17 protein-coding genes are annotated in these 14527 nt (G+C 41.4%); 2 read left to right on the top strand and 15 right to left on the bottom strand.

Going from position 1 to position 14527, the window contains the following annotated elements; all coding sequences use genetic code 11:
- Positions 1 to 84: 84 nt before the first annotated feature.
- The 7 genes from TT11_RS03055 to TT11_RS03025 all read right to left on the bottom strand — a co-directional run bounded on the left by TT11_RS03055 (position 85) and on the right by TT11_RS03025 (position 7930).
- A complete protein-coding gene (locus tag TT11_RS03055; RefSeq protein ID WP_261869039.1) occupies positions 85 to 1716 on the bottom strand; it encodes an Ig-like domain-containing protein in 1632 nt (543 codons plus the stop codon).
- Positions 1680 to 4217 (bottom strand): hypothetical protein, encoded by a 2538-nt coding sequence (locus TT11_RS03050; RefSeq protein WP_261869038.1) that lies wholly within the window; start codon positions 4215 to 4217, stop codon positions 1680 to 1682. The genes TT11_RS03055 and TT11_RS03050 overlap by 37 nt, the downstream gene beginning before the upstream one ends.
- Positions 4211 to 5065 carry a hypothetical protein gene (locus TT11_RS03045; protein ID WP_261869037.1) on the bottom strand — a complete coding sequence of 285 codons (855 nt, stop codon included), beginning with the start codon at positions 5063 to 5065 and terminating at the stop codon, positions 4211 to 4213. Before TT11_RS03045 ends, TT11_RS03050 begins: the two co-directional genes overlap by 7 nt.
- Positions 5066 to 5082: 17 nt before the next feature.
- A complete protein-coding gene (locus TT11_RS03040) occupies positions 5083 to 5271 on the bottom strand; it encodes a hypothetical protein (RefSeq protein ID WP_261869036.1) in 189 nt (62 codons plus the stop codon).
- Complete coding sequence (locus TT11_RS03035; RefSeq protein WP_261869035.1) at positions 5264 to 6139, bottom strand: hypothetical protein; 876 nt, start codon at positions 6137 to 6139, stop codon at positions 5264 to 5266. Before TT11_RS03035 ends, TT11_RS03040 begins: the two co-directional genes overlap by 8 nt.
- A gap of 89 nt (positions 6140 to 6228) precedes the next feature.
- The gene (locus TT11_RS03030; protein ID WP_261869034.1) at positions 6229 to 6609 is read right to left on the bottom strand and encodes a hypothetical protein; all 381 of its coding nucleotides are present in this window, start codon (positions 6607 to 6609) and stop codon (positions 6229 to 6231) included.
- A complete protein-coding gene (locus TT11_RS03025) occupies positions 6593 to 7930 on the bottom strand; it encodes a hypothetical protein (RefSeq protein ID WP_261869033.1) in 1338 nt (445 codons plus the stop codon). Before TT11_RS03025 ends, TT11_RS03030 begins: the two co-directional genes overlap by 17 nt.
- A gap of 484 nt (positions 7931 to 8414) precedes the next feature.
- Between TT11_RS03025 and rpmB the strand changes: the two genes are divergently transcribed.
- Complete coding sequence (rpmB, locus tag TT11_RS03020) at positions 8415 to 8651, top strand: 50S ribosomal protein L28 (RefSeq protein WP_057761372.1); 237 nt, start codon at positions 8415 to 8417, stop codon at positions 8649 to 8651.
- A 128-nt stretch (positions 8652 to 8779) separates the two neighbouring features.
- On the top strand, positions 8780 to 8935 hold the full coding sequence (rpmG, locus tag TT11_RS03015) for a 50S ribosomal protein L33 (RefSeq protein ID WP_010201403.1): 156 nt from the start codon (positions 8780 to 8782) through the stop codon (positions 8933 to 8935).
- A 167-nt stretch (positions 8936 to 9102) separates the two neighbouring features.
- On the opposite strand, the gene TT11_RS03010 is transcribed toward rpmG, so the two are convergent.
- The 8 genes from TT11_RS03010 to TT11_RS02975 form a co-directional block, all read right to left on the bottom strand.
- Positions 9103 to 9414: a hypothetical protein gene (locus TT11_RS03010; protein ID WP_201548793.1), complete on the bottom strand. Its 312-nt coding sequence runs from the start codon at positions 9412 to 9414 to the stop codon at positions 9103 to 9105.
- A 221-nt stretch (positions 9415 to 9635) separates the two neighbouring features.
- The gene (locus TT11_RS03005) at positions 9636 to 9947 is read right to left on the bottom strand and encodes a hypothetical protein (RefSeq protein ID WP_057761376.1); all 312 of its coding nucleotides are present in this window, start codon (positions 9945 to 9947) and stop codon (positions 9636 to 9638) included.
- 143 nt (positions 9948 to 10090) lie between these two features.
- On the bottom strand, positions 10091 to 10489 hold the full coding sequence (locus TT11_RS03000) for a hypothetical protein (protein ID WP_261869032.1): 399 nt from the start codon (positions 10487 to 10489) through the stop codon (positions 10091 to 10093).
- Between the two features lie 210 nt (positions 10490 to 10699).
- Positions 10700 to 11389 carry a ribulose-phosphate 3-epimerase gene (gene rpe, locus TT11_RS02995; protein ID WP_261869031.1) on the bottom strand — a complete coding sequence of 230 codons (690 nt, stop codon included), beginning with the start codon at positions 11387 to 11389 and terminating at the stop codon, positions 10700 to 10702.
- A 58-nt stretch (positions 11390 to 11447) separates the two neighbouring features.
- A complete protein-coding gene (locus TT11_RS16625; protein ID WP_370587767.1) occupies positions 11448 to 11729 on the bottom strand; it encodes a TIGR03643 family protein in 282 nt (93 codons plus the stop codon).
- A 238-nt stretch (positions 11730 to 11967) separates the two neighbouring features.
- Positions 11968 to 12858 (bottom strand): S-formylglutathione hydrolase, encoded by an 891-nt coding sequence (fghA, locus tag TT11_RS02985; RefSeq protein WP_261869029.1) that lies wholly within the window; start codon positions 12856 to 12858, stop codon positions 11968 to 11970.
- A gap of 120 nt (positions 12859 to 12978) precedes the next feature.
- Positions 12979 to 13281, bottom strand: a complete 303-nt coding sequence (locus TT11_RS02980) for a hypothetical protein (protein WP_261869028.1) — start codon at positions 13279 to 13281, stop codon at positions 12979 to 12981.
- Positions 13259 to 14461, bottom strand: coding sequence for a C13 family peptidase (locus TT11_RS02975; protein WP_261869027.1), 1203 nt, complete (start codon positions 14459 to 14461; stop codon positions 13259 to 13261). Before TT11_RS02975 ends, TT11_RS02980 begins: the two co-directional genes overlap by 23 nt.
- Positions 14462 to 14527 lie beyond the last annotated feature (66 nt).

Raw genomic sequence — 14527 nt, 5'->3', positions numbered from 1 at the left:
ATTGAGATTACAAATGCAAAAACCCCCAACGCGGGGTTGGGGGTTTGTATTTATAGTTTTTTTATTTTATAAGGTTGTTAATCTCTACTGGGCTTGAATCACTTTAGAGAAGCCAAATCCATTACTATTTACGCTAATAGTAGACCCTAAGTCAAATGCTTTACTAAAGTCTACTATGAAGCTGTTATAACCTGTAGATATGTTACTTGGACCTTCACCGTTAATAGATACAGAATAATTTGGCTGATAAGGAGATAAAACCACCTTGGAGATATCCTTCTCAGCATCGATATTGATACTCATACTATCAATACATGGAACACCACCAGTACCAAATGGACTTGCATGATCTATCCAAGGTGTAATTAAGCTCGAATCACTTATCGACAGGTCGCCTAACTGATACGGTAATACATAGTTGATACTTTGTGTACTCTCACTACCGTTCAAGAACGTTGAAGCATCAAACCGCACTTTCACCCAAGTTGAATAGCGTATTGGATAACGAATCTCAAAATCAGCTCGCCCTACTTCATCAGTTGTAAATGAGTAACCATCTTCAGATACTTGGCCATTTATAATAGCTACTGGATTGATAGGGTCTAATCTACCATTTCCTATACTACCATCATCATTGATATTGATGTCAGCATCTTTATCTAGAGTGTAATTATACTCTGGATCTTCAGTATCATACCAATTAGACTTAAAGATAAGTGGTTCTTGCTTAGTAGATGTCTTAAGTGCTGGCGTATTTACTTTACCATCTTTATCTATAGTATTTGCACCTTGATAAGCTACATTTGTATTCAGTAAGCATACCTTTCCTTGAGCGTATTCAACTGCATAAGACTTAATTGATACTTCTTTATTTGGCACAGCACGGCCCGAACCATCCATGACCGATATCGAACCACGCACAGTATAATAAATATCATCTGATGATATCTTATCAGCGAATGCTAAGGTCGTATACACTGCTTCTTCTGATACGGTAATAGTGGTTGTTCTAGTAGGAACATTAAATTTATCATCGAGTAGTCGAGCATTGATAACCACACCGCCAATAGGTGAGCTAGCGTTGGCTTGGTAGACAACACGTGCTTCACCTCTACTGTTTGTTACTGCTGTGGCAGCTGACAAACGACCTGCTGAAGAGTCTGACGTGCGACTAAAGACAACGGTTTGTCCTTCAACTGGTACATCGTTTTTATCTTTTACTGTAGCGACAATTTCAGTACTACCACCTGGAGTGATAACCGACTTCACCGCTTGGAACAACATCTTAGCAGGTGTCGTAGCACGGAAACGCGCATCTACTGTTGCACGATAGCGCGGCTCACCGTTTGGTTGCGTTTCACCCAGTATAGTCGCCTGTAGTGCAGTAATACCAGCAAGCTCTGATGTTAAGGTAAAAGGTATCGTAACAACATTATCACTTATATCAGTGGCAGCAATGGTTTTAGTAACTATCACATTATTACTAGCCGCACTGCCATTAGCAAATTTACCTAGTGTCGTTTGTACTTCAACTTGCTTACCAATTAATCCCGCTGCTTGAGCAGCTGTATCACGGCGTATCTGAATATTTATGGTCTGTGGTTTATTGACATCATAAACGTCTTTGATATCTATAAAGCTGATACCTGCCTGTGAGACCTTAATCAGCTCAATGCTGTTTAAACTGCGCTGAGTATTGATGCTGTTTTCACCCAAAGCACGAGCAAATACACGTAAGTTACCATTGTTATCGAAGAATAAATCACTTTCACGGACATTAAAACTGGCATTACCATCTGCATCAGTAGTTGCCGTAGCGCTAGTGGCAATAACATCACCGTCCTCGCTACTAGTTCCATATTAGCATTGGCAATAGCACGCCCTGCACCATCCACCAATGTGGTCGTGATAGTAGTAGAAGCGCCATCTTTCAGATTGGCTTCTGTAGCTACAATGGTAATTTCTGTACCGATCGCTGATAAGCTTAATGACTTCTCTTCACGCACTTGCATGCTGACATTACCATCTACGTCATATTGTGGCGTGACGATTTTGGCATTGATTACAACACTATGGTTGAGGCGGGCATTGATACTGTTAGCTGCTAACAATACACCCACATCAACCCGGCCATTACTATCGCTTACCACTGTACTAGATGTAGTCAACGCGGCACCGCTAGACTCTAAGTTTTCGATACTCAACTGTACTGGTACACCTGTGAGAATACCACCATTATCATCCGTTACGATGAATGAAGCTTGGGTCTGGTCGCCACCTGTAGTCAATGTTGGCTTATCAGATGACGCGATTAGCTGATAACTCTCAATTGTAGACGTATCTACTGCGACAGTGTATTTTTGCTCTAGCTCGACATTTTCTGCTGTTGTTGTTTTCGCTGTTAATTGAATACCATTCTTTTCCAGAACTGCTTGGTTAACGCTAGCACCATTTTCCAATGTAAGGTCAAAAGTTGCCACACCGTCGCCATTAGTTGTAACAATGTTATTGCTAATAGTTACGCCAGTTTGTAGAAAATCGTCAACATATAGTTCAACTTTACGATTAGCAATACCTATAGTCTTGTCGGCATTGTCAGCGTTGCCTTTGATGTTATTAGCAACTCGCACAAAGACCTTGAATGTATCTCCTTTGGTATTGACGACTTTGTTTGCACCGATGGCAAGGCTTTCAGACGTACCGCTTGGATCAGGAGTTAGTGTCTTAACAGTACTGATTTTTGTAGCAATATTATCATTCTCATCAGTAGCTGAAAATACGACTTTGAAGCTACTACCAATGGCTGATTTTTGCGCATTCGTTAGTCCAGCTGGTACAGCAAGCGTAAAGCTTGCTTTACCTGAGTCATTTGTGGTTTGTGTACCACTAGTTACCAAGCTAACCCCTTGAGCCGCAACCGAAGCAGGGAGCGCCAAGTAAACTTGTTTATTTGCAATGACATTGTCTTTGCTGTCTTTGGTTATTACTTCAACTTGAGTCTCACCACCGTTTAGATTTAGTGCTTTTGGTGTGATAGCTATCAAATCAATAGCCGCTTTGGTTGACTGTATATTAAACTGAATCTCTTGTTTTTTACCTGTCAACGTCTCAGTCAAGATAGCTGTTAGCTTTTGATCTAAGAGTGCCGCTTGTTGCTCTGCTGTTAAGCTTGGCACAGTAACTGTAAAGCTTGCCGCCCCGTTAGGGTCCGTAGGAACAATATTGGCAAATGATCCTGACTTACCATTTACAATTAATAATGCTGCTAGTTCTTTGTTAGCAAAATCTAATTTAATAGGCTGATCGCTGATACTAAGGTTAGTGTTTCGAGTACTTAATGCCGCATTAACAGTCACCGTATCACCTTCGCCGTTCAATGTATAAAAAGGACGGTTATTAATAAGGTTCGGCGGATTTAGTACTGTCAAATCAACAGTTGGAGTTAGAATATCTACTTTTGTTATAGCAGAGGTATAAGTTTCGCCTTTTTCGACATACGACAGCTGATAATTAATACCTGTACGCTTAAGCTCATTACGCTCTTCTGCTGTGAGTCCTTCTGGGATAGTAACTATAAACGTTGTCTCACCACTAAAATCGGTAGTCGCCGTCGTTTGATTGACTGTAACTCGAGAAGCAATCGCTGCTTGACCTAACTGGATAGTGACTTCTTGCCCTTTAACTGGTGTTTGGTTTTCTTTGGTCAATAGCTTAATACTGATAGTACCTTTACCACCAAGCTCGCTAATAGAAGGTGTGATGATAGAAGCAAACTCTAAACTCGTTGCTGGCTGTACCACTTTGACAACTGCATCTGTAATTTTAGCGACTGTGCCATCATCATCCGTTAAAGTAACATTGTATTTAATACCTGATGTAATTAGTGCTGTACGTTGTACTGGTGTTAAATCTTGACTAAGGTTAACAGTAAATACTGCATTGCCAGCTTCATTGGTTGTTTGCTCATTTCCTTGGATACTGACGCCTGCGACATCACTGATCTCAAGCTTAACTTTTTGCCCTACTGCAACATTACCATTAGGACGTTTAGCAGATACTTGAATAGTAAACTGCTTGTCTGTGACAGTCACCACTTTAGGAGAGCTAATCGAAGTAAGTTTAATATCACTTTTGGCTAACTCTGAACTGATTTTTATAGCTGAACTACTGATACTACTACTTGCACCTGAGGCTTCAACAGCTTTGGCAGTTAACACAAAACCTTTTGTGCCTCTAGCTTATCTTTCTGTGATTTAGCCAAACCTGCAGGAACACTAACTTTATAACTGACTACGCCTTGAGCATTGGTCGTTTGGGTCGCAGTACTATCTAGAGTCAGTAAGCCAGAATCAATTAGAGCTTTCGGTAGCATTGCTGTGACGCTTTGGTTAGCAATAACCCCGCCATTTTTATCATTCACACGGAAGCTAATGACTGCACTACCACCTGAACTTGATAATTGAACTTTATCACTGCTACCAAAATTAATTTGATACTGTGCAGCAGGGATAACCACAGAGGCATTATAATTACTGGCAGTGACACCATCATTGTCAGTTAAGGTTGCAGTATAAGTAACGCCTGACTTTACTAGTGCTTCACGTTGGGCTTGGGTTAAATCTGGGCTTATATCTACGATAAATGTCACATTACCTGATGAATCAGTCTTTTTCTCATCGTCTTTAACAGTAATACCCGTCATCTGAGTAAGCTTTAGCTTGACGACTTTATCAGCTGCTGCACTACCATCTTTGCGTTTACCTGATACTTGAATCGTGAACTGGTCTTTTAAAATATTAACGACTTTAGGATTGGTCTCTGATGTTAAGACCGTTAAGCTTTTCTGTATTTTATTACTGACGTTAATAGGCGTACTATTAGCACTAGTAGTAGCTCCTGATGCCTCAGTCAGCTTAGCACTCAAGATAAATCCACTGGCTTTTTCTAATGCTGATTTCTGTGTAGGTGATAGCCCAGTCGGAATACGAACGGTATAGTTCACGATACCTTTATCATTTGTTGTCTGATTAGCAGCAGTATCTAAGGTCAACAATCCTGCATCCACTAAAGCTTTTGGCAGGCTTACCGAGACTTTCTGGTTGCTATAACGCCACCGTCTTTATCATTAACTCGGAAACTAATGACAGTACTGCCACCTGAGCTTGAGAGCTCTGCATTGCTGCTGCTACCAAAATTGATTTTGTATGCAGCAATAGGCACAGATGCTTTAATACTATAATTTTCAGTGGCAACCCCATCTTCATCAGTCAATGCAACAGTATAGGCAATACCTGTTTTTTTCAAATGCCTTACGTTGTTCTAGAGTCAATGCTTGGTCTATATTTACGGTGAACACAGCATTACCAGCACTGTTAGTGACTTGTTCACCACCTTCGATACTAATGCCTTTGACATTGTTAATTGCAAGCTTCACAGGCTTACCTGTAGCAGCACTACCATTCGGACGCTTAGCAGATACTTGAATCGTAAACTGATCTTTTAAAACGTTTACGACGCTAGGAGTGGTTTTTGCAGTCAGTATGGTTTGACTTCTACTAGGGTCTGCAGTCACAGGAATACGATTACTGCTTGTATTGATACTTGCACCTGAGGCTTCTACCAAACGGGCATTTAGGACGAACCCACCTGCTTTTTCAAGTTCTGCTCTTTGTGTAGGAGATAGCCCTGCAGGAATACGAACCGTATAACTGACATTACCTTGAGCATCAGTTGCTTGGTTTGCTGCACTTTCAAGCGTTATCAGCCCTTTTTGAGTCAAACTACTTGGTAAGCTTGCTGTTACAGTTTGGTTGGCTATTACGCCGCCATTTTTATCATTAACGCGGAAACTTAAAGTGGTTACACCGCCTGTACTCAACAGCTTATCAGTACTACTGCTGCCAAAGTTTAGCTTATATTCAGCCACTGGAATGATAACTGGTGCCTTATACTTATTCGTAGCCACGCCATCTTCATCAGTCAAAGTCACGGTATAAGGAATACCAGACTTCACCAAATCTTGACGTTGCTTTTCTGTCAAATCTTGGCTTAAGTTGACGGTAAATACTGCGTTGCCTGATGCATCTGTCGTTTGCTGGCTGCCTTGAATACTCACGCCTGTGACATTACTAATAGCCAACTTAACTTCTTTGCCAGCTGCAGCACTACCATCCGGGCGCTTACCTGCAACTTGAATTTGGAATTGATTTTTTTAGGATGTTTACAGCGCTAGGAATGTTTTTTTACATTTAGAATCGTTTCACTTTCAGCAGTTACTTTGATACGTTCACTATTGATACTACTACTAGCTCCTGAAGCTTCAGTAACTTTAGCGGTTAAGACAAAGCCACCGATACTCTCTAACTTTGTTCTTTGAGCGGCTGTCAAACTTGCTGGCACACTAACATTGTAACTAACCATACCCTTACTATCAGTTACTTGGGCAGCGGCACTATCTAAAGTTAAAAGACCAGTATTTACAAGCTCTTGAGGTAGGCTGGCATTTACTTTTTGATTGGCAATTGCTCCACCATTTTTGTCATTGACACGAAAGCTAATAACAGCTTCGCTACCAAAACTAGAGATTCTACTTTTATTTTTTTGTCGCAAACTTTATTTGATACTGAGAATCAGGGATATACGCTTCATTACCATAAGTGTCTGCGGTTACTGCACGATTAGGCTCTGATAAAACCACAGTGTAATTCACACCTTTCTCTACAATTTCTTTACGCTGCTCTGTAGTCAATGTAGAAGCTATGATTAGACTGACCACTGCTTTACCAGTAGCATCAAAGGTAAGAGCCTCTGTACTAAGCCTGACTCCAGCTATCGAATTATTAAGTTTGATAGTGGCTTTCGCGCCATCGATATTCGTCGGTACTTTAGAGTTTTTGGCAGTAGCTGTAACAGTTAGAGGTTGCTCATCTCCATAAGCATTGAGCAATTCATCTCTACCTTCCACATTCAACACATAATCAGAGGTAGGCAGTCCTATAGATAAATTACCAGTTTCTTGCTTAGTCGCCCCACTTTGCTCTTGGATGCTAATAGCATATGCAATACCTTCTCCTATTAATAAAGCATCGCGCTCAGCTTTTGAAAGATTTTCATCTACCTTTACGTTGAAAACCGCAATACCATCTGTATTTGTGGATTTGCTATTACCGCCTATGATAGAAATACCTTTGATGCTATCAATACCCAATCCAACTTGTACATTTTGAACACGAGCACCCTTGCTATTTTTGGCAATCACACTGAGAGTTGCTGTATCACCATATACATTTAAGACGTTATTGGAGACCGAACTGGTAGTCAATGAAGTACTTATATCAAGCTCACTTTCAACAACTTGAGTCCCATCTCCACTACCTTCTCTACTAACAGAGACTCTCAGCTCCTGCGGTGCAACAGCTGTACCATCTGCTTTGTTAGCAGTGGCCATTAAGGTAAAGCCGTTTGCGATTAACGCATCTTTATCTACGACTGCCTGTGGGTTAAGCTTTAACGTATATACCGCATTACCATCGCTATCAGTCACTTGAGTGCTTTGACCTTCGATAGTGATACCGTTGGTTTCGGAGCTCACTACCTTTAATGTAACTGCCTTGCCAACCATCGCACCACCTGAGTCTACTTCGGCAGCTTTGACTGTAACATTAAAGATAGCCTGCTCATCAGATAATTCGATGATAGTAGGTGATGTACTGAGTTTCTGTAAGAAAAAATCAGGTTCAACATCTGGTACTTGTTCACCGCCGTCACTACCATCCGTTCCAGGCTGCGTAACTCCCAAATCAGGTGCTGGTGCAACAGAGTCTACGGTGTCACCATCACCGCCTCCACCACAACCTGCTAATGCTAATGCGCAAGTCAAAGAAGTGAGCTGAAACAACTTAGAAGTAAGGGGTAGAGAGCTGTATGACATGTTTTGACTCCGCATGAGCAGTAATTTATCTGAGCAAATAAGCAAAAAATCATTACCCAGAATCAAAAGAGATTGGTAATGATACATAGATTTACAGTAATACTGGTGTATTAACAGATTGTATTAAATATATAACAGCAACTTTACTGACTTTTGTTATAACTTACAACTAAAAATTAATCTTTACTATTAAACAATCAACAACATAGAGCGCTCATTTCAGGGTATAATAGCCCTCCTTTAATTCGACAGTTATTATAAAAATATTTGAGTATTCATCTGTTTTATGGTATAAATGTCGGCTTTAAAATTTTCTGAATTGGTCAGCCTGTTATTTGCCTTTAGATAGCAGCAAAACCAGCTCAACCTTCATATAGTTTTGTTTGGTGCAAAGCTGCCGCTTGCTGTGTCCATGCCGCAAAAACGTGCAACTTGCCCAGACTGGTATGAGAAAAACTCATACCTCATAGATTAGGAGTTCGCCATGTCTCGAGTTTGCCAAGTGACTGGAAAGCGCCCTATGGTGGGTAATAATGTTTCGCATGCAAACAACAAAACCCGTCGTCGCTTTCTACCAAACCTTCACAACCATCGTTTTTGGGTAGAGTCTGAAAACCGCTTTGTACGTCTACGTGTGTCTACCAAAGGTATGCGCATCATTGACAAACTTGGTATCGATAAAGTGTTAGCGGATCTACGCGCACAAGGTCAAAAAGTTTAAGTTAAAAATAGCAGCTGGATGATGACTCTCATCATTTAGGCTGCTATTTTGCTACATTAATTGTGGCAACTCACTCTTTGAGACACGTACCTATCGTTTGAAGACCCCTCATTTACAGGAAAGCTATCATGAGAGATAAAATTAAATTAGTATCAACAGCTGGTACTGGGTATTACTACACCACTACTAAAAACAAGCGCACTATGCCTGGCAAAATGGAAATCAAAAAGTTTGATCCAAAAGTACGCCAGCACGTGATCTTTAAAGAAGCTAAAATCAAATAACTGCCATCATTTGTAGAAGGCATTTTTATAAATACTTTCTATAAAGAAGTTATTTGAACAAAAAAGGGCTTATCAATTGATAAACCCTTTTTTATGGCTGTAGTTTCATGTTGCTAAGCTACGTCTTCAATTATTCGCTTTAATTAGTGCTCAGAAACAACTAAAAATTAGCTGTAGTGTGTTGGTTCTTTATCATATACATGCGCATGCCATTTACTCATTTGCTTTTGCATAATGACCTGAATCGCAGCATGAATCATATGTTGACCAATCGCTTGAGTATCGCTACCAAGTAGCTCTTTTAGCTTGTCAGAAAAATCAATAGTCATCAGCGGCGCTTCATCTTGTTCAGCATCACGCAACAACAATCTACCATCATCTGCTTCCACCAGCTCTAACGTGGTTTCTTTGGCAAATCCTGCAAACTGATCGCTATTCTCGTTATCTACTTCTATATCATTATCGATATCGTATGGCATTAATGTGTTCCTTATTATCCCGTTTAGTACTGGTAGAGAAACTAGTCATTGCAAAGCAGTCATTTCTTAAAAATAAACTCATTCGGCAAATCTATCGTCTTACAGTAACGCGGGTAAATCTGTCTTACTCATACAATGGACGCTTTAACAATGGAATTCAAGGGCTGTCACATAAGTCTTCGCTATAAAAGCAAAATTGAATGCCATGTTATTTGTATATATTAGTGCCAATAACGTAACTTTCCTAATGTAAATAAGAATGCCACAAACATTCCAAGGTAATAAACCAGCTTTAGCTCAAGGCTAGGATCACGGTATTTAAATGGTAGTGCAACGGTGGCCGTCGCAGTGGGCAATATCAGCAGCATGAGTAGCCAATTCTCAATGACATTTAGCCAACCTTGTAGGTCGGTTCCGTGACGTAGTGACGCCAACCCCATTAGCAAACAAGCAATAATTAAGCTGGTAAATAAGCCATTTGGTAAGTCTTTAGGATAGATAATTTTAGCAATACTGGCTGGTACGATTCTCATATAAAATTCCAGTCATGCTTGTAGGACATGGCTTAATGATTAAAAATATAAAATATTACGATGTTATGTAGGCGCGAATAAATAATATAGATGCGAATAAACGATACAGGCGCGGAAAAGCATTATATCTGCAGCTAAACAACTTAACTGTAAGTACCCATGAGCCATAGCATCGATATACAAGAGGTCAAATAACCCAAACTAATCGCATTCCAACTTTCGATATGAAGGCCCTTAACTTTATTGAGTATGCGAGAGCCTACCCAAAAAAACAGCGGAATGCCTAACATAAATGCAGGCACAATGACCGCAGCATGACGCAGCACTGTTTCAACATCATCACCTACCATCAGGCGAAAGCCATAACCTGCCAAACTAAGTACAAGTGCAAACATCGCTAAGCCAACGGTAATACCTCTAGGCACCAAGCTGCGCTGCGATGTTTCACTTTCAAGTGATTGCTTAGCCTGCTGATTCAACGTCTCATGAGAGTTTACTTGCTCAGAAGGCTCTGTTGAACGGCTAGAATTGTTTGTGTCCATATTTCACCTTTACGTGACTGACCATTATATAGAGTTAATTCAATTTAAAAGAGAGACAAGGCAACTGAGTGCAGATGTAATGCGATACTTCAAGCGAGGTTAACGCTGTAGCTCTTTTATATCGGATTAACTATATAGTCATAAGTTATACAGCACATTCTAATATTATTATGGCATGGCTAATAGCGTTTATTAACCATACAAAACTCGCTAGCTGTTGTTTGCTAATAACAACTCTGCGCGCATCTCATCGATAGCCGCTTTATAATCTTCTTGATTAAAAATCGCAGAACCCGCAACGAACATATCAGCACCCGCTTCAGCAACGGCGCGAATGTTGCTGGCTTTGATACCGCCATCAACTTCTAATCTAATGTCGCGGCCACTGGTAATGATGCGCTGACGGACTTGGCGAACTTTATCTAAAGTACCCTCTATGAATGACTGGCCACCGTAGCCTGGGTTGACACTCATGAGTAGAATTTGATCCACTTTATCCATGACATAGTCCAGATAATGTAGCGGCGTCGCTGGGTTCAGTACTAGACCGCACTCTGCACCACCATCTTTGATCAGTTGCAGTGAGCGATCGATATGAGCGCTGGCCTCTGGATGAAAGGTAATGATACTCGCACCCGCTTCCAAAAACTGCTCAATCATACTATCAACAGGTGAGACCATCAAATGTACATCGATTGGCGCGTCAACCCCATAATCACGCAGCGCTTTACAGATCATGCTACCAAACGTCAAATTGGGTACGTAATGGTTGTCCATCACATCAAAATGAATCACATCGGCACCCGACTCTAATACTTTCTCAACTTCTTCGCCCAACCGCGCGAAATCAGCTGAAAGGATTGATGGTGCAATAAGATAAGGCTTAGCAGGACTGATCATAATTGAGCTACCTAATTCATGTTTATATAAAATATTGATAAATTAAAATTTCGACTAATTAATGATGTTTGTACTGGGTCTTGCAATAGGCGCGGCCTACTTCGAATGAGCGCTTTGCCTCGTGCTTGGTCGCACGATTGCTCACGCGCTGACGCCATAAGCGAAAAGACGATGGCTTTAGCGTCTGACGCATAAGCTTAATGACACCCGTCTCATCAAGGCCGTAGCTATGCTCTATCGCGCCAAATGGCGTTCTGTCTTCCCACGCCATCTCTATCACGCGCGATATTTGTGTCTCATCGAGCACTCTATCACCCGCGTCGTCGAAAGTTTTTGCAATAAACTCATCTGACTTAAGTCGAGGTAATGCGTCGATGCTGCTAGCGGCATTATTACGCTGTTTGTCTTTTAGCGCTGCATCCATATCGGCCTGCATCGTCGCTATTGTACTATTAGTATTGAGTGGCGTGGCCTCTATATTAAAAGCGGCCAAATCTTGATAACTTGCCATAAAAATCACCTATTAAGCATGAAATGGGATAGCGAAAAAAACGTATTACGGTCGTCTACTTAGCAGCCTAGCTCAGTTGAGCCATGTGCCAATGATGTTCAATATGGTCGCTGATCACTGTTTGAATAAAGTAATAGCTGTGATCATGACCCGCCTGATAACGTAATGTTAGGGGCTGGTTGGCTTTTGTACAAGCCTCTTGTAGTTTGGATGTCTGCAGCTGACCCTCTGCTAAGAAGTTATCAGCGCCGCCTTGATCCACCAAAATACTTGAGTACTGCTGACCAACCTTTTCAATCATCTTTGAGGCGTCTGCTTGCGCCCATAGCGACTCATCATCACCGAAATACTCGGTATAAGCCGCCACGCCCCATGCCGACTCACTGGCGGCGCATACTGGCGATAGGGCAGAAACACTAACAAACTTACTTGGGAACTTAAATCCTAGTAATAACGCACCATGACCACCCATCGAGTGCCCTGTGACACCAATGCTATGGATAGGAAACTCAGAGCGCAATAAGTCATATAGCTCATCAACGATGTAGCTTTGCATATTAAAATTATCCGACCAAGGCGCTTGGGTTGCGTCAACATAATAGCTGGCACCTTGACCGACAAAATAGCGATCGTCGTTGGGTACATCGCTTTCCTCACTGCTGCGAGGCGAGGTATCAGGTGCAATCAATATCATGCCAAGCTCGCTACATTTTTGCTGGAAATGCGCCTTATGGGTGACATTATCGGCATTACACGTCAAACCTGATAGGTACAATATCGCAGGACAACGTCGTCCAGCCAAAGCTTCATCAGGTAGATAAATACTAAACGTCATAGAGGTTTTGGTAGATGTCGACTCGTGACTATAATAATGCTGCTCACCATTAAAACAGCGATTCACGCTTTTTTGGGTAAGCTGTTTATTGGTAGATAAACTATGACTATAGGAATTTTGCATGAGTGATATCCTTTTATTCAAAATAGAACCAATGACGATGTTTAATAAATGCTCATCATCTAATAGTAAATCTGATATTGGCATTCATTAAATGCCAAATCATACTTTGTATTTATTCAGCTATTCAGCAGCTATCTCTACTTCGTCTACCGATATATTAGTAGCACTGTCAGGTAGAATATTAACCGTTGTAGAAGTAGCATTATTCGTAATACTAGCAACGGATGGGCGCGCCTTATCAAACAATACTTGTTCAAATGCAGGTAATGCGGTCTCCATTAAGCTACCAATCACCATTTGCGGCTCTGATGGCTCAAATCCCATGGCGCTCTCACGCTCATTGACCCGTATACTGGCATCCTTAAAAGCCGACTCAAAACTGGTATTCCCTCGTAGACTTTCAGCAAAAAAATGCTTGACCAAAATAGGTCATCTCAGCTGTATTCGTGCAGCCAAACGATGCTTTGTCAGCGGCTGACGCAGTAATCACTACCGTGGTTGGCGATGCCAATTCGTCAATAAACGAACCTGAATAGCAGGCAGACACCACAATCACACGCCAGCGGATACCAGATGCGTCTAGCGCGTCACGCAACCATGTAGCATCTAAATTATCCATCGCAAGCGGCGGATTTGCCAATTGGACGATATCCTGATTACCATGTGAAGACAACGTCAAAAACAATACATCTTCATCAGCATTCATCTGCTGACCGATTTTCTTTAGACCGCGCAAAATGCTAGTCTTAGTAGCGATTGGTTCGTCTAGCCAACTATAAGTATTATTAATCAGCGATAGTGAATGCCCGCTGGTACCAAAACGTACATCAAACAGCTCGCGCACTTTGTTAATCTCGGAGCGAAAGACGTTTTGATCAGAGAATCCTGCGACTCCCATAAAGTACCAGTCGGTTTTGCCATCGATACTTGGGTCTATACTATCCAATGCTTGCTGTAATAGACGTGGCTGCTGATACAGTGCCGCCTCTTCTAGTACAGGCTCTACAGGTATTTGCTTAAAGATCGGCTGATCTGCAACATTACGCTGCCAAATGGTCAGCAACGCTACCGCGCCAACCAATACAATGATTCGCTCCCACCATGGTATACGCAGACGTCGGGAAAATATCCAAAGTAACGCTAGCGTTTGCCATAAGAACAATACTAAAAACAGTACTGGTAAGAACGAATAACTCCAATTTGGCAACCAACCATAGCTACCAAAAAACTGCACCAAGCTCTGTAATAGGGCTGACAATGTATCAGCGACCAACCACAGTACTACTGGTACAAATACCAATGCTTGGTTGCTCGCTCGCCGAGCCAAAATAATACCGCCAAGCAAAATAATCATCGGCCAGATTAAATAACTGACCAATCCTTGCTCATTAAATATGCTACCACTTTCAGCAGCTAACCATGAAAATAAGACATTACTACCAAGCGCCAATAGCGCAAATACGGCAAACTGTACAAAAGTGGGTTTAACCCAAGAAAAAGCCCGTGTTGAGCCCACCAGCATCCACAAGGTTGCAATAATATTGGCAGCGAAATTGAGCGAAAAACGCTGAAGCGAGACGGTTTTTAACGACGTAAGTGACAAAGACTTAGACCTCTAGCCAGTCGAGAAAAATAAAATGACTCAATGATAATTATCTTAATGTAACAG

This window comes from Psychrobacter sp. JCM 18901, assembly GCF_000586435.1.
Taxonomy (GTDB): Bacteria; Pseudomonadota; Gammaproteobacteria; order Pseudomonadales; family Moraxellaceae; genus Psychrobacter.
Note: the sequence above shows the minus strand (reverse complement) of the source record. Positions and strands in the feature narration are given on the sequence as shown.